This is a genomic window from Halomonas sp. PGE1, from assembly GCF_013000985.1.
GTDB lineage: Bacteria > Pseudomonadota > Gammaproteobacteria > Pseudomonadales > Halomonadaceae > Halomonas > Halomonas alkalicola.
Genome location: NZ_CP053032.1, coordinates 1,040,775 through 1,067,031, shown reverse-complemented (window position 1 = coordinate 1,067,031; position 26,257 = coordinate 1,040,775). Strand labels below are relative to the sequence as shown.

Below are 26,257 nucleotides of genomic sequence, written 5' to 3'. Positions count from 1 at the left end.
CTACCCGGGCGGGGCCGCCCGCGCCCCGCCCCCGCTGCCCCCCTGCTTCTCCGCCAGGGCCTCGGCCTCCTCGCGCTTGTGCCGCTGTATCCCCCGGGGCCAGGCGTAGACCAGCGCCTTGAGCAGGGTCGCCAGGGGAATGGCGAAGAAGATGCCCCAGAAGCCCCAGATGCCGCCGAAGAAGAGCACCGCCACGATGATCGACACCGGGTGCAGGTTGACCGCCTCGGAGAAGAGGATCGGCACCAGCACGTTGCCGTCCAGGGCCTGGATGATGCCGTAGGCGACCACCACATAGGCAAACTCGCTGGTCATGCCGAAGTGGAAGCCGGCCACCGCCGCCACCGGCAGGGTGGCCACCGCCGCGCCGATATAGGGCACCAGCACCGAGAAGCCCACCAGCACCGCCAGCAGCGCCGAGTAGGGCAGGCCGAAGAAGGCAAAGGTCAGGAAGGAGACGGTGCCGACGATGATGATCTCGATGAACTTGCCGCGCACATAGTTGGCGATCTGGGCGTCCATCTCGTGCCAGATGCGGGTCATCAGGGCCCGCTTCTGGGGCAGCAACGAAAGGGAGAAGCCCACCAGCGTCTCGCGGTCCTTGAGCAGGAAGAAGACCAGGATCGGCACCAGCACCAGGTAGATGATCAGCGACAGTACGTTGCCCAGCGACGCCAGCGACAGAGTCAGGGCGCGCTGCCCGAACTGGGTCATCTCGCGGCCGGCCACGGCGATCCAGTTCTGGATCTGGTCGGGGGTCACCAGATGCGGGTAGCGCTCCTGCAGGTCGTCGAGCAGCTGCTGGCCGCTGGCGAACATGCGTGGCGTCTCCTGCACCAGCCCCACCAGCTGGTTCCAGATCAGCGGCATCAGGATGAAGGCCAGCGCCAGCAGCAGGCCAATGAAGCCCAGGAACACCAGGCTCACCGCCATCAGGTGCGGCACGTGGCGCCGCTCCAGCCAGCCCACCGCCCCCTGCAGCAGGAAGGCGATCACCAGCGCGGTGAGGAAGGGCGCCAGCATGCGGCCGAAGAGGATCACCACCGCGAAGCCGAGCACCAGCAGCACCAGCAGGATCACCGCCTCCTCGTCGGAGAAGTAGTGGTCGATCCAGCTCTTGAAGACCGCCCGCAGGGTCATGAATTGCCCTCCCCGCCCTTGCGGATCCAGTAGTGGTAGATGTCGCCGCGCTCCTCTCGCTCCAGCAGCTCGTGGGGGCTCTGGGCGGTGAAAGTCTCGAAGTCCCGCCAGGAGCCGGCGTCGGTGGCCATCACCTCGAGCAGCTGGCCCGGGGCCAGACGCGCCAGCGCCTGCTTCGCCTTGAGCAGCGGCAGCGGACAGGGAAGACCGCGGGCGTCGAGCAGGTCATCGGGTTGCAGAGCCATGATCTCTCCCGGAACAATGGGGGTGGGGCGGATTGCTGCCGGGCGACGATTGGCCGCGCGACACGGAAACCCTTGGGATTTAAAGGCACTTTACCGGCTGAATCAATGTCAGACCATGGGCCACCCCGGCCCACCACAGGAGACCCCGAGCATGCCGCGCCGTTTTCCTCGACTCGCCGCCGGCGCCCTGTGCCTGGCGCTGGCCCTTCCCGCCGCCGCCCAGTGGACCCAGCCCCAGTGGGACAGCGCCGCCGGGCTGCCGAGCCTGGCCAGCGGCGACAGCCAGGCCGCCAGCGGCGAGGAGTTTCGCCTGGGGCGGGCCTGGCTGCGCCAGTTCCAGGCGCGGGCCCCCCAGTGGCAGGACCCCATCGCCCAGCACTACGTGGAGTCGATGATCGCGCGCCTGCTGCCCCACAGCGGGCTGGGTGGCAGCCAGCCGCTGGTGACCCTGGTCGACAGCCGCCAGCTCAACGCCTTCGCCGTGCCGGGGGGCATCATCGGGGTGAATGCCGGCCTGTTCGCCTTCGCCGAGGAGGAGGCGGCGCTGGTCTCGGTGCTGGCCCACGAGCTCGGCCACCTCTCCCAGCGCCACTACGCCCGCGGCCAGGCCCGCACCGAGCAGACCCAGGTGCCCGCCATGGCCGCCATGCTGGCCGGCATGCTGATCGCCGCCGCCGGCGGCGGCGACGCCGGCATCGGCGTGGCCATGGGCTCCCAGGCCGCCTTCATCCAGGACCAGCTGGCCTACTCGCGACGCTTCGAGCAGGAGGCCGACCGCATCGGCCTGCAGGCCATGGCCCAGGCGGGCTACGACCCCCAGGCCATGGTGCGCATGTTCCAGGCCATGCAGCGCATGGCCAGGCTGCAGGGCGGCAATCCGCCGGAGTTCCTGCTTACCCACCCGGTGACCGAGTCGCGCATCGGCGACGCCCAGGACCGCGCCGGCCAGCTCTCGGTCGCCACCCCCCGCGACGACGACCTCCAGTACCACCTGGTGCGCGCCCGCGCCCTGCTGACCATCCACGAGCGCGACCCCCAGCAGGCCATCACCCGGCTCGCCCAGGACGACGTGCCCGAAGCCGCCCGACGCTACCTGGGCGCCCTGGTGGAGGCCCGCCGGGGCAACGTCGAGGCGGCCCTCTCGACCCTCGACGCCCTGGCCCGCCAGGAGCCCGACCTGGGGCTGCTGCCCGCCTCCGCCGCCCAGGTGGCCTTCGATGCCGGCCGCTACGACGACGCCATCGAGCGCAGCCGCCGCCTGCTGCGGCTGATGCCGGGGCACCTGCCCGCCACCCTGACCCTGGGCGAGGCGCTGCTGCAGCGCGACCCCGACGAGGCGTGGCGGGTACTGCGCGAGCTCGCCGAGCGCCGCCACGAGGACCCGCAGGTGTTCACCCTGCTGGCGGAAGCCGCCGGGCGCAGCGGACGCGAGGCCTGGGGACACCTGGCCCGGGCCGAGCAGCTGCAGCTCACCGGGCGCATCAGCGAGGGGATTCGTCAGCTCGAGGTGGCCCGGCAGGTGGCCGAGCGGGAGGGAGACGCCGCGGCCACTGCTCGCATCGAGCAGCGCCGCGAGGCGTTCATCGGCTATCGGGAGACGCTGGAGAAATTCTAGCGCCCAGCGCCGTGGATCAGCGCTGGAAGTTGAGCATCCGCTCCAGGGGCTTCAGCGCCGCCTGACGCAGGGCGTCATCGACGAGGATCTCGCCCGAGCCGTGGCGCAGGGCGTCGGCCAGGTTGTCCAGGGCGTTCATGGCCATCCAGGGGCAGTGGGCGCAGCTCTTGCAGGAGGCACCGTTGCCGGCGGTGGGCGCCTCGAAGAGGGTCTTTCCGGGCACCGCCTGCTGCATCTTGAAGAAGATGCCGCGGTCGGTGGCCACGATCAGCTTGTCGTTGGGCAGCGCCTGGGCGGCCTTGATCAGCTGGGAGGTGGAGCCCGCCACGTCGGCCAGCGCCACCACCGAGGCCGGCGACTCCGGGTGCACCAGCACCGCGGCCTCCGGGTAGAGCGCCTTGAGCTCCTCGACCCCCTTGGCCTTGAACTCCTCGTGGACGATGCAAGCACCGTCCCACAGCAGCATGTCGGCGCCGGTCTTCTTCTGGATGTAGCCGCCCAGGTGCTTGTCCGGGGCCCACAGGATCTTCTCGCCGCGGGCCTGGAGCTCCTCGATCACCTCCACGGCGATCGACGAGGTGACCACCCAGTCGGCGCGCGCCTTCACCGCCGCCGAGGTGTTGGCGTAGACCACCACGGTGCGGTCGGGGTGCTGGTCGCAGAAGGCGGCGAACTCGTCGGCCGGGCAGCCCAGGTCCAGCGAGCAGGTCGCCTCCAGAGTGGGCATCAGCACGCGCTTCTCCGGGGAGAGGATCTTGGCGGTCTCGCCCATGAAGCGCACCCCGGCCACCACCAGGGTGTCGGCCGCGTGGCGGGCGCCGAAGCGGGCCATCTCGAGGGAGTCGGCCACGCAGCCGCCGGTCTCCTCGGCGAGCTGCTGAATGGCATCGTCGGTGTAGTAGTGAGCCACCAGGACGGCATTGTTGGCCTCAAGGAGCCGCTTGATCTCCTCGACGCGCGCCTCGTCCTCGGCGGGAATGCGGGTGGGGCAATAGGTGCGGGTCAGGTACTCGCGTACCTCCGCACGGGAAGTCATGATCGTCATCGTGTCTACCACTGTGACTGGCAGGGGCTCCCCCTGCGTGATCGGGTGCATCGCGGCTCGCGCGCTCCGCGCGGACGATGCGCCGGCTGCCTGGGGCGTCTGTCGCCACCGTCGGCAAGGACCCTATTCTAGACCAGGAGGCCGGGTTCGTGGCCACTATTGGTGAAGAAATCGCTGGTGAAGAAATCGCGCCGCTGCTCCGCTTGGACGCGCGGCGGGCCGAACCGTTCGGCTCACGACGCGCCTCACCGGGCACCCGGGCCAGAAACCAGAACGCCCCGACCTCTGGGAGGCCGGGGCGTCGAATCTGGTGGGTCGTGTAGGATTCGAACCTACGACCAATTGGTTAAAAGCCAACTGCTCTACCAACTGAGCTAACGACCCATGCTTGCGTACAAGCCTGCAGGTCCGGATGGTGGGTCGTGTAGGATTCGAACCTACGACCAATTGGTTAAAAGCCAACTGCTCTACCAACTGAGCTAACGACCCTTCCGAACGGGGGCAGATATTACTGATCCGCCCCCTGGCTGGCAAGGACTTTTTTGCCTTTTGTCGCCGCCGCGGCTCAGCGGCGCGTCTTGGGCTTGCGCATCGCCTGCACCGGCTTGCGCTTGTGCTTGTCGCGGCTCCAGCGGTTCTTCTCGTCCGGGGTGAGATCCGGCACCTTGCGTGACTCCAGCCCGGCCAACTCGGCCAGGTCATCGATCTCCGCCTGGGAGAGCTCCACCCACTCGCCGGCCTTGGCCCGCTTGTCGAGGAAGATGTTGCCGTAGCGCACCCGCTTGAGGCGGCTGACGGTGACCCCCTGGGATTCCCACAGGCGGCGTACCTCGCGGTTGCGTCCCTCCAGGATCACCACGTGGAACCAGGTGTTGATGCCCTCCCCGCCGAACTCCTGCACGTCGGTGAAGTTCGCCGGCCCGTCCTCGAGCATCACGCCCTGGACCATGGCAACCACGTTCTGCCGGGTCACCTCACCCATGACGCGCACCGCATACTCGCGCTCCACCTGGGTGGAGGGGTGCATCAGGCGGTTGGCCAGCTCACCGTCGGTGGTGAACAGCAAAAGGCCGCTGGTGTTGATGTCGAGGCGGCCGATGGCGATCCAGCGCTCACCCTTGAGCCGCGGCAGGCGGTCGAAGACGGTGCGGCGACCCTCCGGGTCCTTGCGGGTACACAGCTCACCCTCGGGCTTGTTGTACATGATCACCCGCCGCGGCACCTCATCGGCGCCGCGCAGGGTCACCGGGCGGTTGTCGAAGAGCACCCGGTCGCGCATCTCGATGCGGTCGCCGAGGGTCGCCACCTGGCCGTTGACCTTGACCCGCCCATCGGCGATGGCGGTCTCCATCTCGCGGCGGGAGCCCAGCCCGGCGCGGGCCAGGACCTTCTGAAGTTTTTCGCTGGTAGTGCTCATGAGTCGTTCTCACTGGGTGTGGATTCCGCCCCCGGGGCAGCGTCATCGTCGACGCGGCTCCGGGCACGTTCGGTCAGGCGAGCCTCGAGTTCGGCGAAGCTCAGGCCGGACCGTTCTGACGCCGTCCCGGCGTGGTTGTCGTCGGCCATCCCGGCCGTCGCGTCGGTGGCACCGGACGCGGCCGATGCCTCCTGATCGGTAGTGCCTGCCGCCTGCTCGCCCTCTTCCGGCACATCGTCGAGGGACGCATCGTCGAGGGGCGCATCGTCGAGGGGCGCATCGGCCTGGGCCAGCAGGTCGTGCTGGGGCGGCGGCGGCGCCTCGTCCTCGCTCATCCACCCGGGCTCCTCGAAGTCCTTGAGCTCGTGCATCGGCGGCAGCTCGTCGAGGGTCTTCAGGCCGAAGTCGTCGAGGAAGCTGCGGGTGGTGGCATAGACCGCCGGGCGCCCCGGCACGTCGCGGTGGCCCACCACGCGAATCCAGCCGCGGTCCAGCAGGGTGCGCATGATCGAACCGCTCACCGTGACCCCGCGCACCTCCTCGATGTCGCCGCGGGTCACCGGCTGGCGGTAGGCGATCAGCGCCAGGGTCTCGAGCAGCGCCCGGGAGTAGCGCTGGGGACGCTCGTCCCACAGCCGCGAGACCCAGGGCGAGAGCCGCGGGCGGATGCGCAGTTGGTAGCCCGAGGCGGTCTCGAGCAGCTCCATGGCGCCGCGTTCGTGGCGCAGGCCGAGGCGCTCGAGCGCCTCGCGCAGGGCGCGCCTTGGCGGTCGCTCGTGATCATCGAAGAGCCCGTCGAGGCGCTCCAGGGAGAGCGGCTCACCGGCCGCCAGCAGCGCCGCCTCGAGGATCTCGTCCAGGGACTCGGGATACTCCATGGCGGTCATGGCCGCCCTCCCTCATCATCGTCCGCGAAGGCGCTCTCGCCCTCGGCTTCCAGGTCATCCAGGTCGCCGGCCTCGTCCGCCTCCACCGGGGTGCGGGCGCGCACATGGATCGGCGAGAGCGGGGCATTCTGCACGATCTCGATCATCGCCTCCTTGGCGAGCTCGAGGATCGCCATGAAGGTGACGATCACCCCCGCCCGCCCCTCCTCCAGGCTGAACAGCGCCTCGAAGGGGGTGAAGTGATCGTGGCCGAGCCGCTCCATGATGGCCAGCATGCGCTCCCGGGTCGAGAGCACCTCACGGCTGATATGGTGCGACTGCACCAGCTCGGCGCGGCGCAGGATGCCGGCAAGGGCACCGAGCAGCTCGCCGAGCTCCACGTCCGGATGGATCACCCGCGACTCCAGCGGCGGCAGCAGCGCCCGCGCCGGGAACCAGTCTCGCCCCAGGCGCGGCAGCTCGGCCAGCGCCTCGGCGGCATGCTTGAGCCGTTCGTACTCCTGCAGGCGCCGGATCAGCTCGGCCCGCGGATCTTCCTCCTCGCCGTCGCCGCCCTCCTTCGGCGGGCGCGGCAGCAGGGTACGCGACTTGATCTCGGCCAGCATCGCCGCCATCAGCAGGTATTCGCCCGCCAGCTCGATCTCCATGGCCTTCATCAGCTCCACGTACTCGATGTACTGGCGGGTGATGGCGGCCACGTCGATGGCCAGGATGTCGAGGTTCTGGCGGCGGATCAGGTAGAGCAGCAGGTCGAGGGGCCCCTCGAAGGCCTCCAGAAAGACCCGCAGCGCCTCCGGCGGGATATAGAGATCCTCGGGCAGCTCGGTGATCGGCTCGTCGAACAGCCTTCCGAGCACCGCGGCCTGCTGGGCCGCGGCGACGCTCTGCTCGGGGCTGGCGGTATCGGGGGTGGCGCTCACGCGGCGTGCCTCTCCGGGGACGCTGGGTCAACGGCGCAGTCTAGCAAGAGCGCGGCGCCGGAGACAGCGCTGACCCTCTGAGCTGGCGATGAACCCGGGGCTTAGCCGGCCATCCTTGCGCCCCCCCTACTCCGCACCAATGGCCTTGCGATAGCGCCCGCTGTAGTCGAAGAGCTTCTCCCGCACCTGCCAGTGGCGTCCCACCCTGCGCCCCACCACGAAGTCGGGATGGCGCAGGCGGCGCCGCTCGGCCACGACCTCCTCCGGCGTGGTGGGCCGCCACGGTACCCCCGGCGCGCGCAGGTGGTCGCGCAGGAAGACCGCGGCGAAGGCGCCGCGCTGGGCCGGCGTCTCCAGCGCGAACCACTCGGCCAGCGTCGCGCCATCCTCATCGTGGTAGGTCACCTTGAGCCGGGCCATGCCGCGGCCGTTGACGGTGGCCTCGAGCTGCATGCCGGCCACCCGCAGCACCCGGGCATCCTTGAGGCGCAGCGCCTCCTTGAGCTTGTCGTCGGCGTCCACCAGCAGGGTCTGGCAGCCGTGGCAGCGCCGGGCGGCGATGTCGTTCTCGGCGCCGCAGTCGCCGCACACCTTGAAGCGAAAGCGAAAGTCGCACTGTCGTTTTTTTCCGGCGCCCGATGCCGCGTCACGATTTTCGGCGCCCGACGCCGCGCCACGGGCCTGCGGGTCGTCCTCCACCAGCCCCTGGCAGCGGCGGCCGAAGTGCTCGATCACCAGCTCGCCGTCGCGCTTGCCCCAGAAGAGGTTGGCGTGGCCGCAGGCGGGGCACGGGACCTGCACCGGCTCGCTGTCGGAGGCGGGCTTCGGGGAGCCCACCTCCGGCGCATAGAGGTTCCAGGGGTTGCCGGCGTAGTCGAGGATCAGGCAGTCACGCTTGCCAGGCGAGAGGCGCAGCCCGCGGCCGACGATCTGCTGATAGAGGCTCACCGACTCGGTGGGACGCAGGATGGCGATGAGATCCACATGGGGCGCATCGAAGCCGGTGGTGAGCACCGCCACGTTGACCAGGTACTTGAGCTCGCGGGCCTTGAAGGCGGCGATGAGCCGCTCGCGCTCGGCCAGGGGGGTCTCGCCGGTGACCAGCGCCGCCTCGGCGGCGGGCAGGTAGCCGAGGATCTCCTCGGCGTGGGCCACGCTTGCCGCGAAGAGCATCACCCCCTGGCGGTCCCGGGCGCGCTCGATGACCTCGGCGATGATCCCCGGGGTGGCGCGGTGGCCCGCCACGACCCGGTTGAGCTCCTCCTCCCGGAACAGCCCGCTGGCCGAGGGGGACAGCACCGAGAAATCATAGCGCAGCTCCTCTCCGTCCCTGAACAGGGCCGCGTCGATGCGCCGCGGCTCGGCCAGATAGCCCTGCTTCACCATCAGCCGCAGCGACTGCTCGAAGACGCAGTCGCGAAAGAAGCAGTCGTCATCGCCTCGCACCATGCCGTGATGGTGGCGGTGGTAGATGAATCCCTGGCCCAGCCGATAGGGGGTGGCGGTCAGCCCCAGCACCTTGAGGCGCGGGTTGGCCGCGCGCAGCGCCTCGATCACCCGGCGGTAGCTGGCGTCCTCGGCGGGGGAGACCCGGTGGCATTCATCGATCACCAGCAGGGTGAAGGGGCCGCGCGGATGGTCCGGTGCGGCGAAGCTCTCGAGGCTTCGCACCACCGACTGTACCGAGCCGAACACCACCTGGCGGGCGCTCTCCTTGCGCTTAAGGCCCGCGCTGAAGATGTCCGCCGCAAGCCCATAGGCCAGGTACTTGGCATGGTTCTGCTCCACCAGCTCGCGCACGTGGGCCAGCACCAACACCCGCCCCCGGGCCAGGCGCGCCAGCTCGGCGATCACCAGGGACTTGCCGCTGCCGGTGGGCAGCACCACCGCGGCGGGGTCGTCCGAGCCGCGAAAGTGCTCGATCACCCGTCGCACCGCCTCCTGCTGGTAGGGGCGCAGGCTGGGGGGCGCGGCGAGAGCATCGAGGGAGAGGGGCACGGTCATGGCAGGGCCCAGATAAGCGAAGCCGCCATTCTAGCGGCTTGCCATGGATCAACCCAAACGGCGGCTGTCAAAGCGGGCCGGGCGCTTTTCCAGGCGGGCGGCGACCGCCTCCTGCTGCTCGGCGCTGCCCAGCAGCTCGGCCTGCAAGCGGGCCTCCAGGGCCAGGCGCTCACGAAACCCCAGGTCGGGCGCCATCTCGAAGAGGGTACGTGCTGCCGCCACCGCCCTGGGCGAGCGCGCGGCGATGGCCCGAGCGCTCACCAAGGCGGAGGCCTCGGGCGTCTCACTCAGGCGGGTGGCCAGACCCATGGCAACGGCCTCATCGCCACTTACCTTGCGCCCGCTCCAGGTCAGCTCCTGGAGTGCGTCCCGACGCAGTCCGGGGCCGGTCACGCTGATGCCCATGTCGGGGATGATGCCCCAGTCGATCTCCAGCAGGCCCAGCCGCGCCTCGGGGTGCACCACGCGAATATCCGCGCCCAGGGCGATCTGCAGGCCGCCGCCATAGACATGACCGTGCAGGGCGGCAATCACCGGCACCCCGGCGTTGCGCCAGCCCAGCGCCAGGCGCTGTACCGGATTGATGCCGGCCTCGTCGGCCTCGAGCAGCGACGGCAGCCGCGCCGGCTGGCCCATGATGGCCCCCATATCCAGGCCGGCGCAGAAGCTCTCGCCCTCACCGGCCAGCACCACGGCGCGCAGGCCATCGAGCGCGGCCAGGCGGCGCTGGGCCGCCAGCAGGCCGTCGATCATCGCCCAGTCCAGGCCATTGTGGGCCTCCGGTCGGCTCAGGGTGACCTCGGCCACCCCCGCTTCGACGCCGAGACGCACCCGCCCCTCGAACCGCTCCTCCATGCTTCTTCCATCCATCTGGCCAGTCCTCCTGTTCGGCACCATGGCATCGAGTGTGCCGGGCCCGGGTCGCGCATTCAAACACTCGTTTCATGCCGAGGGCGACTCAAGACGACAAAGGCGGCCCGAAGGCCGCCTTTGATCTCCTGCTGGAGGGATGCTGCTGCGCGAGGTCGGTGAATCAGCCCACCCAGACCCGGGCGTTGCGGAACAGGCGCAGCCAGGCGCCGTCCCGGGTCCACTCGGCCGGACGCCAGGAGTTGGTCACCGCGCGCACCACCCGCTCCGGATGGGGCATCATGATGGTGGCGCGGCCATCCGGGGTGGTCAGGCCGGTGATGCCGGAGGGCGAGCCGTTGGGGTTGGCCGGATAGCGGGTGGTGACCTGGCCGTGGTTGTCCAGGAAGCGCAGCGCCACCTGGCCATTGCCCTGCATGCTGCGCAGGTGGGCGCTGTCGCGGAACTCGGCGCGGCCCTCGCCGTGGGCCACGGCGATGGGCAGGCGGGAGCCCTCCATGCCGGCCAGCAGGATCGAAGGGGTCTTCTCCACCTGCACCATGGCGACCCGGGCCTCGAACTGCTCGGACTCGTTGCGCACGAAGCGCGGCCACGACTCGGCCCCGGGGATCAGCTCCTTGAGCTGGGAGAGCATCTGGCAGCCGTTGCAGACGCCCAGCGAGAAGCTGTCGTCACGCTGGAAGAAGGCCGCGAACTGCTCCCGGGCGCGCTCGTTGAAGAGCACCGACTTGGCCCAGCCGCCGCCGGCCCCCAGCACGTCGCCGTAGGAGAAGCCGCCGCAGGCCACCAGCCCCTTGAATTCATCCAGCGATACCCGGCCTGCCAGGATATCGCTCATGTGCACGTCCACCGCCTCGAAGCCGGCGCGGTCGAAGGCCCAGGCCATCTCCACCTGGCCGTTGACGCCCTGCTCGCGCAGCACCGCCACCGAAGGCCGAGCCAGGTTGAGCCCGGGTGCCTGAAGATAGGGCGCGGCGACATCCTCGTCGACGTCGAAGGCGGGGGTGGCGGAGAGACCCGGGTCGCGGTCATCGAGCAGGCCGTCGAACTCGCTCTTGGCGCACTCCGGGTTGTCGCGCAGCGCCTGCAGGCGGTAGCTGGTCTCGGACCAGGTGCGCTGGGCCAGCATGCGGGTGGTCTCCAGCAGCGGCTCCTCGAAGAGGGTGACCCGCACCTGGTCGTCGTAGCGGGGCCGGGCGATGACGCCGCAGGTCTCGATGCCGGCGGCGGCGAACTGGGCCAGCACCTCCTCGGTGTGCTGGCGGTTGACCTGGATCACCGCGCCGAGCTCCTCGGCGAACAGCGCATTCACCGCCTCGGCGGGCTCGTCGACCAGCCAGTCGAGCTTGATCTCGAGGCCGGCGTGGGCGGCGAAGGCCATCTCCAGCAGGGTCACCAGCAGGCCGCCGTCGCTGCGATCGTGATAGGCGAGCAGCTTGCCCTCGGCGTTGAGCCCCTGGATCACCGCGAAGAAGGCCTTGAGGTCCTCCGGGTCGTCCAGGTCCGGGCACTCGCTGCCCACCTGGCCATAGACCTGGGCCAGCGCCGAGCCGCCCAGGCGGTTCTTGCCGCCGCCCAGGTCGATCAGCAGCAGGTCGGACTCGTCCTGCTCAAGGTTGATCTGGGGGGTCAGGGTCTTCAGCGCATCGGTGACCGGCGCGAAGCCGGTGACGATCAGCGACAGCGGCGAGGTGATGCTCTTCTCCTCCCGCTCGCCGTGCCCTTCATCAGAGCCGCTCTCCTCCTGCCAGGCGGTGCGCATGGACATGGAGTCTTTGCCCACCGGGATGGCGATGCCGAGCGCCGGGCAGAGCTCCATGCCCACGGCGTTAACGGCGTCATACAGCGCCTGGTTCTCGCCGGGGTGATCGGCGGCACTCATCCAGTTGGCGGAGAGCTTGATATCGCCGAGCTTGGCGATGGGCGCGGCGGCCAGGTTGGTGATCGCCTCGGCGACCGCCAGGCGGGCGCTGGCGGCGGGGTCGATCAGCGCCACCGGCGGACGCTCGCCCATGGCCATGGCCTCGCCGGCGTGGGTGTCGAAGCTGGCCGTGGTCACGGCGACATCGGCCACCGGCACCTGCCAGGGGCCGACCATCTGGTCGCGGGCCACCTGGCCGGTGATGGAGCGGTCGCCGATGGTGATCAGGAAGCTCTTGGAGGCCACGGTGGGCAGGCGCAGCACACGGTCCATGGCCTCGCGCAGGTCGAGGTTGTCGAGCATCACGCCGGGCATCTCGGTGCTCTGGCGGCTGAACTCGCGGGTCATCTTCGGCGGCTTGCCGAACAGCACGCTCATCGGCAGGTCGACGGGCTTGCTTTCGAAGTGGCCGTCGCGCACCTCCAGGTGGTGCGCCTCGGTGGCCTCGCCCACCACCGCATAGGGGCAGCGCTCGCGCTGGCACAGGGCGTCGAAGGTGTCGAGGTCCTCCGCGGCCACCGCCAGCACGTAGCGCTCCTGGGCCTCGTTGCACCAGATCTCCAGCGGGCTCATGCCCGGCTCGGCGTTGGGCACCGCACGCAGGTCGAACAGGCCGCCGCGCTCGCCGTCCTTGACCAGCTCCGGCAGGGCGTTGGAGAGCCCGCCGGCGCCGACATCGTGGAAGAAGCGGATGGGGTTGGACTCGCCCAGGGCCCAGCAGCGGTCGATCACCTCCTGGGCGCGACGCTCGATCTCGGGGTTGCCGCGCTGCACCGAGGCGAAGTCCAGGTCGGCGCTGGAGGTGCCGGAGGCCATGGAGGAGGCCGCGCCGCCGCCCAGGCCGATCAGCATGGCGGGGCCGCCCATCACGATCAGCTTGCCGCCGACGGGGATCTCGCCCTTCTGGACGTGGCCGTCGCGGATGTTGCCGTAGCCACCGGCGAGCATGATCGGCTTGTGGAAGCCGCGGCGCTCGATGCCGTTGGCCCCCAGGGTGTCCTGCTCGTAGGTACGGAAGTAGCCGGCCAGGTTGGGGCGGCCGAACTCGTTGTTGAAGGCCGCCCCGCCGATGGGGCCCTCCAGCATGATCTCGAGGGCCGAGACGATGCGCTCGGGCTTGCCGTAGTCGAAGGCCTCCCAGGGCTGCACGAACTCTGGAATGCGCAGGTTGGAGACGGTGAAGCCGGTGAGGCCCGCCTTGGGCTTGCCGCCGATGCCGGTGGCGCCCTCGTCGCGGATCTCGCCGCCGGCGCCGGTGGCCGCGCCCGGGTGCGGGGCGATCGCCGTGGGGTGGTTGTGGGTCTCCACCTTCATGAGGATCTGGATCGGCTCCTCGACGCTCCCGTAGACGGCGCGCTCGCCGGCCTGGCCGGTCAGCGGGGCCGGGAAGAAGCGCGGCGCCGTGGCGCCCTTGATCACCGCCGCGTTGTCGCTGTAGGCCGAGAGGATGTCTTCCGGGGAGGCCTGGTAGGTGTTCTTGATCATCTTGAACAGCGAGTGCGTCTGCGCCTCGCCGTCGATCACCCAGTCGGCGTTGAAGATCTTGTGGCGGCAGTGCTCGGAGTTCGCCTGGGCGAACATCATCAGCTCGACGTCGGTGGGGTTGCGGCCCAGGTCGCGGAAGGCCGCCACCAGGTAGTCGATCTCGTCCTCGGCCAGGGCCAGGCCGAGGGCGACGTTGGCGGCCTCCAGCGCCTCGCGACCGCCCGCGAGGATGTCGACGCTGCCCAGGGGCGCCGGCTCATGGTGGGCGAAGAGCCGTGCCGCGTCGGAGCTGTCGGCCAGCACCGTCTCAGTCATTCGGTCGTGCAGAGTGGCGCGGATGCCCTCGTAGGCCTGCTCGGAGAGCACGCCCCTGAGCTTGACCCGGTAGGCGATGCCACGCTCGAGGCGGCGCACCTGGGTCAGGCCGCAGTTGCGCGCGATATCGGTGGCCTTGGAGGACCAGGGCGACTGGGTGCCGATGCGCGGCACCACCAGGAACAGCTGGCCCTCGGCGCGCTCCTCAATCTGGGAAACCTCGACGTGAGAACCCTGAATTTGAGAACCCTGAATTTGAGAACCCTGAATTTGAGAACCGTAGTCCAGCAGCTGCTCCAGAACGGCCAGCTCATCGCCGGAGAGCTCGCCGTCGTGGTCGACGAAATGCACGTACTCCGCCTGCAGCGACTCGACGTCGGCCGCCGCCTCGCGCAGGGCGGCCAGCAGCTTGGCGTGACGGAAGGCGGAGAGGGCGGGGGCGCCGCGCAGTTCGAGCATATCCTGGAGCCTCTGGAAATCATCAAGGAGGGGCCGCGGCCAGCGGCAGAGAGCGCATATGATACTGGAAAGCCCGGGGCGGAAGAAATCGCGGTGAGAAATCGCACGGATGACAGCCGCGCCGCAGCTGGTTATGGTGGTGGGTCGTCATCGCCAGCCGTCCCCCGCATGCCCCTGCCGCCGATCGATCAGCTCCTGCGCCGCTGGCGCCGCCGCCCTGCCCTGCCCGCTCTGGGCCTGGCCGGCGCGCTCCTGCTGGGCCTGTGGCCCGCCTCCCCGGGCACGCCCGACGGCCGGCACCTGGAGAGGATCCTCGCCCGCGAGTTCCTGCAGGTGCACACCCGCAACACCCCCACCACCTACTACGAGGGACGCGAGGGGCCCACCGGCTTCGAATACGAGCTGGTACGCCGCTTCTCCGCCTCCCTGGGCGTGAGCCTGGCGCTGCGCGCGGATCACCATATCGCCAGCGTGCTCGAGGCCGTCCGCCGGGAGGGCGACCTGGGGGCCGCCGCACTGCCGCTGACCCCGGGCCTCGACGGAGTGATCTTCAGCCGGCCGATCCTCGAGCTGCAGCCGGTGCTGGTCTACCGCCGCGGCCTGCCGCCGGTGACCGGCCTGGACCGGCTGCAGGGACTGCGCCTCGGCACCCTGGCCGGCGCCGGCACCGACCGGGTGCTGCGCGAGCTCAAGGCCGAGCACCCGTCGCTCGCCTGGGAGGAGTCCGATGACCTGGAGGCCGCCGAGCTGCTGCGCTGGGTCGAGGACGGGCGGCTCGACGCCGCGGTGCTCTTCGAGCACCAGTTCCGCCTCAACCGGCTCTTCTTCCCCGGGGTGGAGCGTGGCTTCGCGCTGGGCGAGCCGCTCTCCCTGGCCTGGGCCTTTCCCGCTGAGGGTGGCCTGGCGCTGGCGCAGGCGGCCAACCGCTTCCTCGCGGCGCTTCACGACGAGGGTGAACTCGAGGCCCTGGTGGCGCGCTATTTCGGCCATGACGACTACCTGGAGTACGTGGGCGCGCGCACCTTCATCCAGCACCTCCACGCCCGCCTCCCGGACTACACCGAGCTGTTCCGGGAGGCGGCCCGCCAGACCGGCTTCGACTGGAAGCTGCTGGCCGCGCTGGGCTACCAGGAGTCCCACTGGGACCCGGAGGCCACCTCCCCCACCGGGGTACGCGGGCTGATGATGCTGACCCTGCCCACCGCCGGCGACCTGGGGGTGAGCGACCGCCTGGACCCCGCCCAGAGCATCGAGGGCGGCGCCCGCTACCTGCGCGAGCTAAAGGATCGACTGCCCGAGTCGATAACCGGAGAGGACCGCCTGTTCATGGCCATGGCGGCCTACAATGTGGGTCTGGGCCACCTCTACGACGCCCGGCGCATCACCGAGCAGCGTGGCGGCGACCCGGACCGCTGGGCCGACGTGCGCGAGTCGCTGCCGCTGCTGCAGGAGCGCGAGTGGCACAGCCAGACCCGCCATGGCTATGCCCGCGGCGGCGAGCCGGTGATCTACGTGCGCAATATTCGGCGCTACCACGAGATACTGAGCTACGTTGACCGCAGCCAGGAGCAGTTCTACCTGCTCAACGCCCGTCTCCCGGAGCCGGAAGAGAGCCATGACGCCATACTATCCGTTGCGCCTGGCCAGTGAACGCCCGGTAAGCGTCTGGGCCATCGCGGCCAGCCTGGCGGCGCTGCTGGGGAGCCTGATCGCCCTGGCCCTGGCCGTAATCGGCCTCTACGGCTCGCTTCCCACCGCCGTGCTTCTGGTCATGGCGGCACTGGGGCAGCTGCTCTGGTATCGCCTGGGCCCTGTCGCTGCCCAGGCGCTGCTGTGGCCGGCCCTGGGGCTCCTGACGCTGTGCCTGGTCAGCTATCTGCTGCCGGAACACTGGCTGCCCCATGCCGCCTGGGATCGGCTGGCCGACCGGCTGCTGACGGGCAGCCTGCTGGTGGACTGGCGCCCCCCGCTGCTGCTGACCCTGTGCCTGATCGCCCTGCTGCTGAGCCTTGCGGTGCGCACCCGCGCCGGCCTCGGCGCCCCCATGTTGCTCGGGATCGCCGGCCTGCTGCTGCTGGCCCAGGCGGCCGAGGCATTCCACTCGGCGCCCGCCCTGCTGTCCCTGCGGGGGAGCTGGCTCGATCAGGCCATCCTGCTGACCCTGCTGGCGGGCCAGATGGTCGATGTCGCCGGCGCCTGGCAACAGCACGCCTTCCGGCTGCGCCGCGCCCTGTGGCCGGCGCTCTGCCTGGCCCTGCTGAGCCTGCTCTTCTGGCATCACCAGAAGGCGCTCGGCGAGCGCGAGCTCGCCGAGCGCATCGGCCAGCAGCATGCCCAGATGGCCGAGAGCCTCTCCCGGGAGATCCACGACCACCTCGCCGCCATGCGCCGCTTTGCCAACGTCTGGCGCCTCACGGCCGCCACGCCCGGCTCGACCGACTGGGCCACCCAGGCGGCGCCCTATCAGCGTGACTTCCGCTACTTCCTGAACATCGCCTATATCGACGCAGCAACCCGCATCCAGCTGGTGCACCCACCGAACGCGCACAACCTGCGGATACTCGGCTCCCGGCTCCTCGAGGATCAGCCCGCCGGACGCGAGGCGGTGATAAGCGCCCTGCAGCACGGCAGGGAGGCGCGCACCGATATCATCGAGCTGCTGCAGGGCGGCCCGGGGGTGATCCACTACCTGCCGCTCTTCCTCTCGCATGAGTCACACCCGAGAGGCGCCGTGGCCATGGTGGTCAGCCTTCCGGTCCTTGCCGAGACGCTGTTTACCGCCATCGACCCCGGCACTCAGCAGCTCAGCCTGTTCCATGGCGGCGAGCGCCTCGCCCACCAGTCCGCCGAGGCTCGCCTGGGGCCCTGGCAGCTGGAAGCCGAGCTGGATCTCTCCGGCATCCCCCTGGTACTGCGCGCCGAGCCCACTCTGCCTCGGCTGCTGGGCGACCTGCCCCGTCAGCCGGTGGTGAGCCTGAGCGTGGGCCTGCTGCTGGCCCAGCTGCTCTATCTGGTGCTCTTCTCCCAGCAGGAGATGGCCAACCAGCACCGGGCGGTGCGACGCACCAACCACGAGCTGCGCCGCGAGATCCGCAAGCGCACCCGGCTGCAGCAGGAGGTCGAGTGGCTGGCCGGCCATGACGAGCTTACCGGCCTACCCAACCGGCGCACCTTCCTGCAGGCGCTGCGCGCCCACGACCCGCGCCAGCCCATCAGCGTGCTGCTCTGCGACATCGACCATTTCAAGCGGATCAACGACCGCCTCGGGCACCTGGAGGGCGACCGCTACCTGATCGAGACCGGCCGCCTGGGTCGCGAGGTGATCGAGCCGGCCGGCGGGCTCTTCGCCCGCCTGGGCGGCGAGGAGTTCGTGGCCTGCCTGCCCGGCCGGGAGGGCCCGGAGGCCATGCGGGTCGCCGACACCCTGCGCGAGGCCGTTGCGGCCCGCGGCCTGACCCACGCCGATGGCACCCCGCTCACCATCAGCATCGGCGTGGCGACAGGCGCCCCCGGCCCCCTGGGGGTCGACGACCTGCTGAATGCGGCAGACATGGCGCTCTACCGGGCCAAGGGCGCCGGCCGCAACCGGGCCAGGCTGGCGGATTCACTCGCCGCGCCGGGCGGCGAAGAACTCCCGTAGCAGCCGCGAGGCGCGAGAGGCCAGCAGGCCACCGACCACCTCGACCCGGTGGTTGTGCCAGGGTTGGGCGAAGAGGTTGGCCTTCGACTCCACCATGCCGGTGCGCGGCTCGGCAGCGCCGTAGACCACCCGGGCCAGGCGGGCATGGATGATGGCCCCGGTACACATCAGGCAAGGCTCCAGGGTCACGTAGAGGGTGCAGCCGTCGAGGCGATAGTTGCCGAGCCGGGCGCCGGCATCGCGCAGGGCGCGGATCTCGGCATGGGCACTAGGGTCGCGCCCCCCCACCGGGGCGTTGAAACCCTCGCCGACGATCTCGCCCGCGCCATCCACCACCACCGCCCCCACCGGCACCTCGCCGGCGGCCAGCCCCAGGCGGGCCTGGTCCAGCGCCCGGTGCATGTAGAACTCATCGCTGCGCAACGCCCTCGACTCCATGTAGACTGCCATGAAACATCTGTATGAGTGGCCCGACGCGGCCACGACGGCCCGGAGATCGCCCCCATGCCCACCCCCCTCGACGCCCTGGTCGGCCTGCTGGCCCTGGAACCCCTGGAGGAGACCCTGTTCCGGGGCGTGAGCCAGGACCTCGGGCTGCCCCAGCTGTTCGGCGGCCAGGTGCTGGGCCAGGCACTGTCGGCGGCCAGCCAGACGGTGACGGCGGAACGCCGGGCCCATTCGCTGCACGGCTACTTCCTGCGCCCCGGGGACCCCCACCGCCCGGTAGTCTATCAGGTGGACGCGGTGCGCGACGGCGGCAGCTTCACCACCCGCCGGGTCACCGCCATCCAGAAGGGCCGGCCGATCTTCTTCTGCAGCGCCTCCTTCCACGGCGAGGAGTCCGGCCTCGAGCACCAGACCGCCATGCCCGAGGTGGACTCCCCCGAGCGCCTGGCCGAACAGGGCGCGCGCCTGGTGCGCTTCGACAGCCACCCCATCGAGTTCCTGCTCGCCGGCGAGGAGAGCCGTCCCGGCCAGCCGGCCCACAAGCGGGTCTGGTTCCGCCTGGCCGGCGAGCTGCCCGACGACCCCGCCCTGCATCGCCACCTGCTGGCCTACAGCTCCGACTTCAACCTGCTGACCACGGCCCTGGTACCGCACGGGCTCGACTTCCGCGACCCCAAACTGCAGATCGCCAGTCTCGATCATGCCCTCTGGTTCCACCACGACGTCCAGGTCAACGACTGGCTGCTCTACGACATGGACAGCCCCTGGGCCGGTGGTGCCCGCGGCTTCGCCCGCGGCAGCATCTACGACCGCCAGGGCCGCCTGGTGGCCTCCTCCGCCCAGGAGGGGCTCACCCGGCTGCGCGAGCCCGCCGGGGACTAGGCGAAGCACCGCGGCAGCGCTACCATCGACAGCAGTGCCGCAATAGCTCAGCTGGCAGAGCAACGCATTCGTAATGCGTAGGTCGGAGGTTCGAATCCTCTTTGCGGCACCATAAAGCATTGAAAAACGGCCACCTGACGAATCGTCGCGGTGGCCGTTGTGCGTTCAGGGCGCCGGGGCGCCTGGCCCTCAGAAGTAGCCGATCAGCCGCATGCAGTGGGGGCGCAGCACCAGGTAGGCCTCGCGCACGTCCGCCTCGGCAGGCCGGTCGTGCAGGCGGGCAAGATCCGCCTCGCCATAGTGGGCATCCCCCACTCTCAGGTCGGCGGCATCCTTCGGGAACTCCTCCTCGCTGAAGGGCATGGGGCGCAGCGCCTCCAGCACCTGGCGGGAGTCCGCCATGGCGTTGTACAGCGCCAGGTATTCGTCCTCCTGCAGCCAGTGACCCACCAGCCGGTCGCAGGAGAGCAGCTCCCGATGGTGGGCTTCCCGGGCCGCCAGCCCGGTCTCCGGGGGCGCGGCAAGGGCGGGTTCGCCGAGCAGGGCGAAGGCGATCAGTGAATCGAGCATGGTCAGTCCTCCCGGACACCATTCTTGCCCGCCCGGCCGAGGCTGCCAAGCCCCCTCAGGCCTCGAGCCCCGGTGCGCGGCGCCGCGGCGTGGGTGCCGGCACCTCGGTGGAGAGCTCCACCTCGACGATCTCGCCACGCTGCCATACGCGCAGCCGGGCCAACTCCCCCGCGGGGGTGTCGCGCACCAGTTCCAGGAAGTGCAGCGGATTCTCCGGGGTCTCGCCGTTGACCGCCAGCAGCAGGTCGCCGGGCTCAAGCCCCGCCTCGGCGGCCTCGCCGCTCACGTCGCTGACCAGCACCCCGGCGCGGTCCGGCAGCCCCAGCGCCTCGCGCAGGTCGTCGTCCAGCGGGGTGACGGTGATGCCCAGCGCCACCACCACCTGGTCATCGAAGCCCTGGTACTCGATCTGGCGAGCCGCCTCCAGCACCTCCGGCGCCACGTGGATGCTGGCCCCGGCGGTCAGCGCCAGGGCGATGGCGTCGCTGGGGCGGCTGTCGATGCGCAGCGGCGCATCGCGACCCGGCACCGAGAGCTCCAGCATGCCCAGGAAAGTGCTCTCGGTGAGGGCATCCACGTAGACCCGGGTCAGCGCGACCTCTGCCCCCGCCAGCACGTCACCGAGCAGCTCGTGGGTGAGCGGCCGCGGCGGACGCTCGCCGGTCAGGGCGCGCAGAATGGCGCGGGCCTCGGCCACGCCGATGAAGATCGGAATCACCTCCCGGGCACCGGGCTCGCGCAGCAGCACCACCGGCACACCGGCCATGCCCGACATGCCCACGGTGGCCACCTCGACCTCGACCATCGCCTCGGGCGGCACGGCCAGCTCCCGGGCCTGGGCGGGCAGCGCCCAGGCCAGCAGCAGGGCCAGGCAGGGGGCCAGCAGGCGCCGGCAGCGCGGCAGGAACGGGACGGACATGGCAGAGCTCCTCGATGAGTGCCCTGTCAGGATGGCAGCCCCGGCGCCTGGCCGCCATGTCCAGGGCCACGGCGTGTCACCGGCCCGATGACCTCCTGCCCCTTTACCGTTACTCTGCCATCTGGATACGGTCACTTACACGAGATCAACGATACGCATGGGAGCGAAGCAGAGTGCGCGGCTTCCGGGAGTCGTCTGGCTGATCGTGGCGGCGGGCATCCTGCTGTCGCTGTTTGCCGGCCATCAGGTCTACCGGAATGCCGAGGCCAAGGCACAGGAGCAGTTCAGCTTCGCCGCCGACCAGGTCACCCTGCGTATCGAGGAGCGCCTCTCCGCCTATGCACTGGTGCTGCGCGGCGCCGCGGGGCTGTTCGACGCCTCCGAGGAGGTCGACCGCAGCGAGTGGCGTAACTACGTCGAGAAGCTGCGGGCGGCCGATACGCTGGGCTATGCCCAGGGCATCGGCTATGCCGAGTGGATTCCCCCGGAGTCCCTCGCCGCCCACGAGGCCAGGCTCCGCGCGGAGGGCTTCACCGACTACCGTGTCCATCCCGACAGCCCCCGTGACGCCTACACCTCGATCATCTACCTCGAGCCCTTCGAGGGCCGCAACCTGCGCGCCTTCGGCTACGACATGTTTGCCGAGCCGGTGCGCCGCGCCGCCATGGGGCAGGCCCGCGACACCGGCCGAGCAGCGCTCACCGGTCGGGTCCTGCTGGTGCAGGAGACCGATACCGACATCCAGCCCGGCACCCTGATGTATGTGCCGGTCTATCGCCAGGGGGCGCCAGCCGACAGCGTGGCGCAGCGCCGCAAGGCGCTGATCGGCTGGACCTACAGCCCCTACCGCATGTACGACCTGATGGAGGGCATCCTCGGCGACTGGGAGCAGCAGGATGGACAGGCCGTGGGGCTGCGCCTCTACGATGGCGAGGTGGCGGCAGCGGAGCACCTGCTGTTCACAAACCGGCCGGCACCCGGCGCGCCCCATGACAGCGGCTTTCATCAGCAGCGCCTGATCGATTTCAACGGCACCCCATGGCTGCTGGCCTTCGACCACCTGGCGCCCGGCCAGGCCATCGCCACCCGAGCCACCTGGCTGACCCTGGCCGGGGGCCTGATCATCACCGCCCTGTTCGGCGCCCTGGTTTTTACCCTCTCCACCACGCGAGCCCGCGCCCTGCGCATGACCGACGCGCTGATGCTCACCGTGCGGGAGCGGGAGCGCGAGCTCGAGACGCTACTGACCCGGCTCCAGACCATCGCCGACCGCGTGCCCGGCGTGGTCTATGAATACCGGCTCCAGCCGGACGGGCGCTCCTGCTTCCCCTACGCCAGCGACGGCATGCAGCAGGTCTACGGCGTATCACCCGAGGCGGTCAGGGAGGATGCCTCTCCGGTGCTCTCGGTGATCCACCCCGACGATCTCGACGGCGTGGTGGCCTCCATCCGCTACTCCGCCGAGACCCTCACCCCCTGGCGCCACGAGTATCGGGTGGTCCTCGAAGACGACAGCGAACACTGGCTGTTCGGCGACTCGCTCCCCCATCGCGAACCCGACGGAGCCACCTCCTGGTATGGCGTGATCACCGATACCACCGAGCGCAAGCGCTCCGAGATCGCCCTGCGCGCCGCCCACCTCGAGGCCGAACGCTTCCGCGAGGCACTCGACCACGTGGGCTCCTACATCTACATGAAGGATCGTGACAGCCGTTACACCTTCGCCAACCGCGCCACTCTGGAGCTCTTCGGCTGCTCGGCGCAGAGCCTGCCAGGGAGCGACGACAGCCGCTTCTTTCCCAGCGATATCGTGCGCCGGCTGCGCAAGATCGATGCCCGCGTGCTGAGCGGCGAGTCGACCACGGAAGAGATTCCCATCCATGACGCGACCGGCAGGCACGTCTACCTGGAGGTGAAGACGCCGATCCATGACAACGGCGATATCGTCGGCCTGCTGGGCATCTCCACCGACATCACCACCCTCAAGGAGCATGAGCAGCAGCTCGAGCACCTGGCCCACTACGACCCCCTGACCGGGCTACCCAACCGCGTGCTGATGGCCGACCGCCTGACCCAGGCCATGAGTCGGGAACATCGCCAGGGCCGCCACCTCGCCGTGGCCTACCTGGACCTGGACGGCTTCAAGGCCATCAACGACCGCCACGGCCACGCCGCCGGCGACCAGCTGCTGATCGCCGTCGCCCGACGCATGAAGGAGGTCATGCGGGAGGAAGACACGCTGTCGAGACTCGGCGGAGACGAGTTCGTGGCGGTCGTGCTGGACCTGGACAGCGAGGCTGTCGCCACGGCCCTGTTCGAGCGCCTGCTCGAGGCCGCCGCCCTGCCGGTGCACGTTGACGGCCATGAGCTTGCGGTCACCGCCAGCCTCGGCGTGACTTTCTACCCCCAGGCCGAGCCCATCGAGGCGGATCAGCTGCTGCGCCAGGCCGACCAGGCCATGTACCAGGCCAAGCTGGCCGGCAAGGGGCGCTACCACCGATTCGATGCCGATCACGACCGCAGCATCCGCAGCCACCACGGGACCCTGGAGCGTATCCAGCGCGGCCTGCGGCAGGGCGAATTCATCCTGCACTACCAGCCCAAGGTCAACATGCGCACGGGCCAGGTCATCGGCGCCGAGGCGCTGGTGCGCTGGCAGCACCCCGAGCGTGGCCTGCTGCCGCCGGCCCAGTTCCTGCCGGTGATCGAGGAGCATCCGCTGTCGGAGGCGCTCGGCGAGTGGGTGGTCGGCGCCGCCCTGGCCCAGGCGGCCGCCTGGAAGGCCCTGGGGATCGAGCTGCCCGTGAGCGTCAACGTCAGTGCCCGCCAGCTGCGCCAGAAGGACCTGGTGCCCCGCCTGAAGCGCCTGCTCGACACCCATCCCGAGCTTGCCCCCGGCACGCTGGAGCTGGAGATTCTCGAGACCAGCACCCTGGGCGACCTGGCGCTGGTCTCCGGCCTGCTCGAGGGGTGTCGGGAGATCGGCATCCAGATCTCGCTGGACGACTTCGGTACCGGCTACTCGTCGCTGACCTACCTCAAGCGCCTGCCGGCCGGCACCGTCAAGATCGACCAGAGTTTCGTGCGCGACATCCTCGACGACCCCGAGGACCTCAAGATCCTCGACGGCGTGCTGCGGCTGGCGAGCGCCTTCGATCGCCAGGTGATTGCCGAGGGCGTGGAGAGCGTTCAACACGGCGACATGCTGCTGCGCGTCGGCTGCGAGCTGGCCCAGGGGTACGGTATCGCTCGCCCCATGCCCCCGGAGGCGATTCCGGACTGGCTGGGCGACTGGCGCCCCCCGCCCCGCTGGGCCGAGCTGCCGACCATCGACCATGAAGCCAGGCCGCTGCTCTATGCCGCCGTGGCGCACCGCGATTGGGCCCGGCGTCTCGCTGCCACCCTGATGTCGGAGAGCCCCGAACGCCCTCCCCTCGACCCGTCATGCTGCAATTTCTGCTTCTGGCTCGACCAGCTGCGCGAGCCCATGGGCCCGGCGATCGAGCACCTCGATCGCCTGCACCGCCGAGTGCACGGGCTGGCCGTGGAGCTCTGTGCGCTGCTGGATCACGGCCAGGGTGAGCAGGCCGTGGAGAGGCTGCCGGAGCTCTACGCCCGGCGCGACGCCCTGCTGGAGGAGATCGAGCGCCTGCTTGGCTGACCCTGTTCACCGGGCAGCGGCAGGCGCGGCAGGTTGACCACCCCGCTGCTCACCCCGTCTTGACCCGCATCAGCTCGTTCCAGCGGGTGGTATAGCGCGGCGTGCGATGCTCGCAGCGCAGGGCCCAGGCGTTGCCCTGGCGGGGCAGGCCGAAGCGCACGGTATCGCGCCCCATCTCGCGGTTAAGCCGGTCCAGGGTGGCCATCAGCCGCCCGCTGCGCGCGCGTCGGGCCTCGTCGTCGGGCGTCTCCAGCAGCGAGGGCTGGGTGCCTTCGGCGTCCACCAGGTCGAGCAGCATTACCCCGCACTTCTGGTAGCGGTAGCCCTCGAGGAAGATCGCTTCCAGGCCGCGGCGGGCCGCCGCGAGCAGCTCCCGGCTGTCGGCGCTGGGCGCGGGCAGCGCCACCAGGGCGGCGTTGCGGTACTGAGGCTCGCCGGCCAGGAAAGGGCTGGTGCGCACGAACACCTGCACCGCCCGGGCCAGGCTGCCCTGGCGGCGCAGCTTCTCGCCGGCCCGGGCGGCGTGCTGGCGGATCGCCGCCTCCAGCTCGTGGCGCTCGCCGGTGAGCCGGCCGAAGGAGCGCGAGACCAGCAGACGCCGGCGCGGCTCGCTCATGTCGTCGAGGGCGATGGCCGGGCGGCCGCGCAGCTCCCAGACGAGGCGCTCCATCACCACCGAGAAGCGACTGCGCACCCAGCGCGGGTCGGCCTCGCGCAGCTCCCAGGCGGTGGTGATGCCCATCAGCGCCAGCCGCTCGGCGCTGCGCCGGGCCACGCCCCACAGCGCCTCCACCGGGCAGGCGGCCAGGGCCCGGCGGGTCGCCTCGCCGTCGGCGTCTAGCAGGCAGACCCCCTCGAAGGCCGGCTCGCGCTTGGCCAGCCGGTTGGCCAGCTTGGCCAGCACCCGGGTCGGTGCCACGCCCACCCCCACCGGGATGCCGGTCCAGCGGCCCACGGTCTCGCGCAGCGCCCGGCAGCGGGCCTCCAGCCCCTCCTCAGGGAAGCCGGCGAAGCCCACGAAGCTCTCGTCGATGGAGTAGGGCTCGACGTCCGGCGAGAACTCCGCCAGCACCTGGTTGACCCGCCGCGACATGTCGCCATAGAGCGCATAGTTGCTGGAGAGCAGCACCGCCTGGCGGCGCACGGCCGGCGGCAGCAGGTGCCGCGGCGCCCCCATGGCCACGCCCAGCGCCTTGAGCTCCTCGGAGCGCGCCACCACGCAACCATCGTTGTTGGAGAGCACCCCCACCGGCCGGCCCGCCAGGCGCGGATCGAAGGCCCGCTCGCAGCTGACGTAGAAGTTGTTGCCGTCGACCAGGGCGATCACGGGGTGCGCCCCAGCAGGTCGTGGAGCACATGGGTGACCACCCCCCAAACCTCGCACTCGCGCCCGGCAAGGGGAATCGGCGCGAAGCGCGGGTTGCTGGCCACCAGCCACACCGCCCCGCCGCGACGCTCCAGGCGCTTGACCGTGGGCTCCCCCTCCAGGGCGATGACGATCACCCGGCCGGGCAGCGGCTCCAGGCTGCGATCCACCACCAGCAGGTCGCCGTCATGGATGCCGTCACCGAGCATGGAATCCCCCTCGGCGCGCACGAAGTAGGTGGCCGCGGGGCGCTTCACCACGTGGGCGTGCAGGTCGATCTCGGCGTCCAGGTGATCATCGGCGGGGCTCGGGAAGCCCGCCCGCACCCGGCAGCCCATCAGCGGCCGGGGCGGACCCGCCCCCTGGCCGGCGGCCCGGCCCACAATGCGGGCTCGGGTCGGGTGAATGCACGACATGGGCACCTCCGATGAATACTGGAATTTCATACA

General features: G+C 70.3%; 19 protein-coding genes and 3 tRNA genes. 6 read left to right on the top strand and 16 right to left on the bottom strand.

Annotated elements, in window-relative coordinates:
- On the bottom strand, positions 1-1,140 hold the full coding sequence (locus HIR79_RS05085) for an AI-2E family transporter (protein ID WP_169957505.1): 1,140 nt from the start codon (positions 1,138-1,140) through the stop codon (positions 1-3).
- Positions 1,137-1,385, bottom strand: a complete 249-nt coding sequence (locus HIR79_RS05080) for a sulfurtransferase TusA family protein (protein WP_169957504.1) — start codon at positions 1,383-1,385, stop codon at positions 1,137-1,139. The genes HIR79_RS05085 and HIR79_RS05080 overlap by 4 nt, the downstream gene beginning before the upstream one ends.
- 151 nt (positions 1,386-1,536) lie before the next feature.
- Between HIR79_RS05080 and HIR79_RS05075 the strand changes: the two genes are divergently transcribed.
- Positions 1,537-3,000 (top strand): M48 family metalloprotease, encoded by a 1,464-nt coding sequence (locus HIR79_RS05075; protein ID WP_169957503.1) that lies wholly within the window; start codon positions 1,537-1,539, stop codon positions 2,998-3,000.
- A gap of 16 nt (positions 3,001-3,016) precedes the next feature.
- On the opposite strand, the gene nadA is transcribed toward HIR79_RS05075, so the two are convergent.
- The 9 genes from nadA to purL all read right to left on the bottom strand — a co-directional run bounded on the left by nadA (position 3,017) and on the right by purL (position 14,323).
- Positions 3,017-4,045, bottom strand: a complete 1,029-nt coding sequence (gene nadA / locus HIR79_RS05070; RefSeq protein WP_169957502.1) for a quinolinate synthase NadA — start codon at positions 4,043-4,045, stop codon at positions 3,017-3,019.
- A gap of 308 nt (positions 4,046-4,353) precedes the next feature.
- Positions 4,354-4,429, bottom strand: a tRNA-Lys gene (locus HIR79_RS05065).
- Positions 4,430-4,458: 29 nt separating this feature from the next.
- A tRNA-Lys gene (locus HIR79_RS05060) sits at positions 4,459-4,534 on the bottom strand.
- Between the two features lie 76 nt (positions 4,535-4,610).
- On the bottom strand, positions 4,611-5,462 hold the full coding sequence (rluB, locus tag HIR79_RS05055) for a 23S rRNA pseudouridine(2605) synthase RluB (protein ID WP_119022008.1): 852 nt from the start codon (positions 5,460-5,462) through the stop codon (positions 4,611-4,613).
- Positions 5,459-6,349, bottom strand: a complete 891-nt coding sequence (gene scpB, locus HIR79_RS05050) for an SMC-Scp complex subunit ScpB (protein WP_169957501.1) — start codon at positions 6,347-6,349, stop codon at positions 5,459-5,461. The genes rluB and scpB overlap by 4 nt, the downstream gene beginning before the upstream one ends.
- Positions 6,346-7,269, bottom strand: coding sequence for a segregation and condensation protein A (locus HIR79_RS05045; RefSeq protein ID WP_169957500.1), 924 nt, complete (start codon positions 7,267-7,269; stop codon positions 6,346-6,348). The genes scpB and HIR79_RS05045 overlap by 4 nt, the downstream gene beginning before the upstream one ends.
- 126 nt (positions 7,270-7,395) lie before the next feature.
- Positions 7,396-9,273 (bottom strand): DNA repair helicase RadD, encoded by a 1,878-nt coding sequence (gene radD, locus HIR79_RS05040; RefSeq protein ID WP_169957499.1) that lies wholly within the window; start codon positions 9,271-9,273, stop codon positions 7,396-7,398.
- Between the two features lie 48 nt (positions 9,274-9,321).
- Positions 9,322-10,143 carry a crotonase/enoyl-CoA hydratase family protein gene (locus tag HIR79_RS05035; RefSeq protein ID WP_249322254.1) on the bottom strand — a complete coding sequence of 274 codons (822 nt, stop codon included), beginning with the start codon at positions 10,141-10,143 and terminating at the stop codon, positions 9,322-9,324.
- 163 nt (positions 10,144-10,306) lie between these two features.
- Positions 10,307-14,323: a phosphoribosylformylglycinamidine synthase gene (gene purL, locus HIR79_RS05030; RefSeq protein ID WP_169957498.1), complete on the bottom strand. Its 4,017-nt coding sequence runs from the start codon at positions 14,321-14,323 to the stop codon at positions 10,307-10,309.
- A gap of 168 nt (positions 14,324-14,491) precedes the next feature.
- Between purL and mltF the strand changes: the two genes are divergently transcribed.
- On the top strand, positions 14,492-15,973 hold the full coding sequence (gene mltF / locus HIR79_RS05025; protein WP_169957497.1) for a membrane-bound lytic murein transglycosylase MltF: 1,482 nt from the start codon (positions 14,492-14,494) through the stop codon (positions 15,971-15,973).
- Positions 15,939-17,963, top strand: coding sequence for a GGDEF domain-containing protein (locus HIR79_RS05020; protein WP_169957496.1), 2,025 nt, complete (start codon positions 15,939-15,941; stop codon positions 17,961-17,963). The genes mltF and HIR79_RS05020 overlap by 35 nt, the downstream gene beginning before the upstream one ends.
- Here HIR79_RS05020 and tadA read toward each other — a convergent pair.
- Entirely contained in the window at positions 17,928-18,413 is a 486-nt protein-coding gene (gene tadA / locus HIR79_RS05015) for a tRNA adenosine(34) deaminase TadA (protein ID WP_119022016.1), read from the bottom strand. The genes HIR79_RS05020 and tadA overlap by 36 nt on opposite strands.
- A gap of 54 nt (positions 18,414-18,467) precedes the next feature.
- Here tadA and HIR79_RS05010 point away from each other — a divergent pair, with 54 nt between their 5' ends.
- Together HIR79_RS05010 and HIR79_RS05005 are read left to right on the top strand one after the other, a co-directional pair.
- Positions 18,468-19,292, top strand: a complete 825-nt coding sequence (locus HIR79_RS05010; protein ID WP_169957495.1) for an acyl-CoA thioesterase — start codon at positions 18,468-18,470, stop codon at positions 19,290-19,292.
- Between the two features lie 36 nt (positions 19,293-19,328).
- Positions 19,329-19,404 (top strand) — tRNA-Thr (locus HIR79_RS05005).
- A 77-nt stretch (positions 19,405-19,481) separates the two neighbouring features.
- Here the strand turns inward: HIR79_RS05005 and HIR79_RS05000 are convergent.
- Together HIR79_RS05000 and HIR79_RS04995 are read right to left on the bottom strand one after the other, a co-directional pair.
- Positions 19,482-19,862, bottom strand: coding sequence for a hypothetical protein (locus HIR79_RS05000; protein ID WP_169957494.1), 381 nt, complete (start codon positions 19,860-19,862; stop codon positions 19,482-19,484).
- Positions 19,863-19,917: 55 nt separating this feature from the next.
- Complete coding sequence (locus HIR79_RS04995; RefSeq protein ID WP_249322253.1) at positions 19,918-20,781, bottom strand: bifunctional nuclease domain-containing protein; 864 nt, start codon at positions 20,779-20,781, stop codon at positions 19,918-19,920.
- Between the two features lie 157 nt (positions 20,782-20,938).
- Here HIR79_RS04995 and HIR79_RS04990 point away from each other — a divergent pair, with 157 nt between their 5' ends.
- Positions 20,939-24,442 (top strand): EAL domain-containing protein, encoded by a 3,504-nt coding sequence (locus HIR79_RS04990; RefSeq protein WP_169957493.1) that lies wholly within the window; start codon positions 20,939-20,941, stop codon positions 24,440-24,442.
- 49 nt (positions 24,443-24,491) lie between these two features.
- On the opposite strand, the gene HIR79_RS04985 is transcribed toward HIR79_RS04990, so the two are convergent.
- Positions 24,492-25,769 (bottom strand): Y-family DNA polymerase, encoded by a 1,278-nt coding sequence (locus HIR79_RS04985; protein ID WP_169957492.1) that lies wholly within the window; start codon positions 25,767-25,769, stop codon positions 24,492-24,494.
- The gene (locus HIR79_RS04980) at positions 25,766-26,224 is read right to left on the bottom strand and encodes a LexA family protein (RefSeq protein ID WP_249322252.1); all 459 of its coding nucleotides are present in this window, start codon (positions 26,222-26,224) and stop codon (positions 25,766-25,768) included. Before HIR79_RS04980 ends, HIR79_RS04985 begins: the two co-directional genes overlap by 4 nt.
- Positions 26,225-26,257: the final 33 nt, after the last annotated feature.

Coding starts and splice junctions, on each gene's coding strand:
- scpB (WP_169957501.1), bottom strand. CDS start 6,349: ATGACCGCCATGGAGTATCCCGAGTCCCTGGACGAGATCCTCGAGGCG.
- HIR79_RS05020 (WP_169957496.1), top strand. CDS start 15,939: ATGACGCCATACTATCCGTTGCGCCTGGCCAGTGAACGCCCGGTAAGC.
- tadA (WP_119022016.1), bottom strand. CDS start 18,413: ATGGCAGTCTACATGGAGTCGAGGGCGTTGCGCAGCGATGAGTTCTAC.
- nadA (WP_169957502.1), bottom strand. CDS start 4,045: ATGACGATCATGACTTCCCGTGCGGAGGTACGCGAGTACCTGACCCGC.
- HIR79_RS05010 (WP_169957495.1), top strand. CDS start 18,468: ATGCCCACCCCCCTCGACGCCCTGGTCGGCCTGCTGGCCCTGGAACCC.
- HIR79_RS05085 (WP_169957505.1), bottom strand. CDS start 1,140: ATGACCCTGCGGGCGGTCTTCAAGAGCTGGATCGACCACTACTTCTCC.
- purL (WP_169957498.1), bottom strand. CDS start 14,323: ATGCTCGAACTGCGCGGCGCCCCCGCCCTCTCCGCCTTCCGTCACGCC.
- HIR79_RS05075 (WP_169957503.1), top strand. CDS start 1,537: ATGCCGCGCCGTTTTCCTCGACTCGCCGCCGGCGCCCTGTGCCTGGCG.
- HIR79_RS04990 (WP_169957493.1), top strand. CDS start 20,939: ATGGGAGCGAAGCAGAGTGCGCGGCTTCCGGGAGTCGTCTGGCTGATC.
- HIR79_RS05000 (WP_169957494.1), bottom strand. CDS start 19,862: ATGCTCGATTCACTGATCGCCTTCGCCCTGCTCGGCGAACCCGCCCTT.
- radD (WP_169957499.1), bottom strand. CDS start 9,273: ATGACCGTGCCCCTCTCCCTCGATGCTCTCGCCGCGCCCCCCAGCCTG.
- HIR79_RS04995 (WP_249322253.1), bottom strand. CDS start 20,781: ATGTCCGTCCCGTTCCTGCCGCGCTGCCGGCGCCTGCTGGCCCCCTGC.
- HIR79_RS05035 (WP_249322254.1), bottom strand. CDS start 10,143: ATGGATGGAAGAAGCATGGAGGAGCGGTTCGAGGGGCGGGTGCGTCTC.
- HIR79_RS05080 (WP_169957504.1), bottom strand. CDS start 1,385: ATGGCTCTGCAACCCGATGACCTGCTCGACGCCCGCGGTCTTCCCTGT.
- HIR79_RS04980 (WP_249322252.1), bottom strand. CDS start 26,224: ATGTCGTGCATTCACCCGACCCGAGCCCGCATTGTGGGCCGGGCCGCC.
- mltF (WP_169957497.1), top strand. CDS start 14,492: ATGCCCCTGCCGCCGATCGATCAGCTCCTGCGCCGCTGGCGCCGCCGC.
- rluB (WP_119022008.1), bottom strand. CDS start 5,462: ATGAGCACTACCAGCGAAAAACTTCAGAAGGTCCTGGCCCGCGCCGGG.